The organism is Paenibacillus sp. 01T431 (genome assembly GCF_056398625.1).
Window position 1 is genome coordinate 1 of record NZ_JBFTPT010000049.1, and the last position, 1,582, is coordinate 1,582.

Genomic DNA, 1,582 nt, shown 5'->3' on the forward strand with positions numbered 1-1,582 from the left:
CCAAGTGAGAAATAAACCAACCACCGATAGAAGCCCCTACAGTAATTCCAAGATTGGAAAATGAGACAAACAAGCTGTTGCCGAATTCGGGAGCTTCTTTCGCCTCGGTCGTTAACCATGCTTGACTGACAATAAGCCCGCCGGAATGCACTACCCCCCAAATGATTACGATAACAACCATCGGAATGAGATAAGATCCCAGATAATAAGCGAATAAGTAAATTACCGCATATAGCAGAGGAAACATGATKACGGTCTTTGTAATGCTTTTATGAACAAAGCCCCCAAATAAAAAATTCCCRAAAATCATGATGATACCAAAGACCATCAACATGATGCTGATTCCTGACCCGTTCATATGTGTTACTTGCACAAGATATTCAGCAAAGTAGCTGTACACAGAAAACATAGCTGCAAAGATAAAAATAACGGTCACGATATTTAACCACAATTGAGGTTTACGTAATATGCCAAGCTGCTTGCCATAAGACATTTTTTCCTTAACAGGCATGGAAGGAAGCCAAACTTGTATCCCTACAAAGGCAATCATGCTTACAACAGCTCCGAACAGGAAAGCGACTTCTAACGAAATCTTCTCCGCGAGATAAGATGTCAAAGGCACGCCAAAAGCAAACCCCACCGTGATTCCGGCGAAAACCTTTGTGACCGCTTTACTGCTTTTTTCYGGAGGGACAAGCTTGGCTGCGGTCACAAGGGCAACCGAAAAAAAGACGGGATGAAAAATAGCAGGGATAAAACGAAAAACTAGCATCACATCGAACTGGGTCGTATAAGCATAAACCATATTCGAAATTGCAAAAATAAGCAAAGTGGTTAATAGAATGACTTTACGATTAATACCGGATACGAGTAATGTCAGGAATGGACCTGAGATAGCAACGACGAGAGCAAATATACTTACAAGCCATCCAGCCTGTGAGGTCGATATATTAAATTTTTGAGTTACCTGGGGTAAAACACCTATAATCCCCATTTCCGTTGTAATAATACCGAATACGCCTAAAGCCAAAATAATGATAAGCAAAGGGTTAACCTGTTTCATTTTAAATGTAAGTCTCCTTTTATATTTACATATATAGATTCATAGATGTATATTACAAAAAAAAAGACCTCCTTTCAGTCTATAGTTTCTTTTGGATGTACTCGGAAAATTCCTGTATTGTCTTTTCGTTTCGACGATAGTACGTCCACTTCCCAATTCGCTCAGATTCCAACAAACCAGCTTTTTGCATCGTCAACAAATAACTCGAAATAACAGACTGTGCAAGACCTGCTTTAGCCTGAATATCTCCCACGCATACACCAATTTGAAAATTGAGATTTTGTTGTAGATAAGGTTTTTCATCAAAGAATTCCTCTGGATTCTTTAACCATAGCATAATTTGACTACGCGTCTCGTTAGACAAAGCTTTATAAATCTGTAATGGTTCCATACAGATTATTATATCTATTTTTATAGATTTGTAAATATAAAATGTGCTGTTTTCTCCAATATCTTTTGACAAGAACTTGAAAAATCTATTGCCTGTACCGACTTTTGTTGGAGAAATCTGCCCGTTAG

2 protein-coding genes are annotated in these 1,582 nt (G+C 38.4%); both read right to left on the reverse strand.

The window, feature by feature from the left end:
* A partial coding sequence (locus tag AC1DM9_RS34255) for an MFS transporter (RefSeq protein WP_477584489.1) occupies positions 1-1,063 on the reverse strand: 1,063 nt, incomplete at its 3' end.
* Between the two features lie 79 nt (positions 1,064-1,142).
* A complete protein-coding gene (locus AC1DM9_RS34260) occupies positions 1,143-1,454 on the reverse strand; it encodes an ArsR/SmtB family transcription factor (protein WP_339209456.1) in 312 nt (103 codons plus the stop codon).
* Between the last annotated feature and the right edge of the window lie 128 nt (positions 1,455-1,582).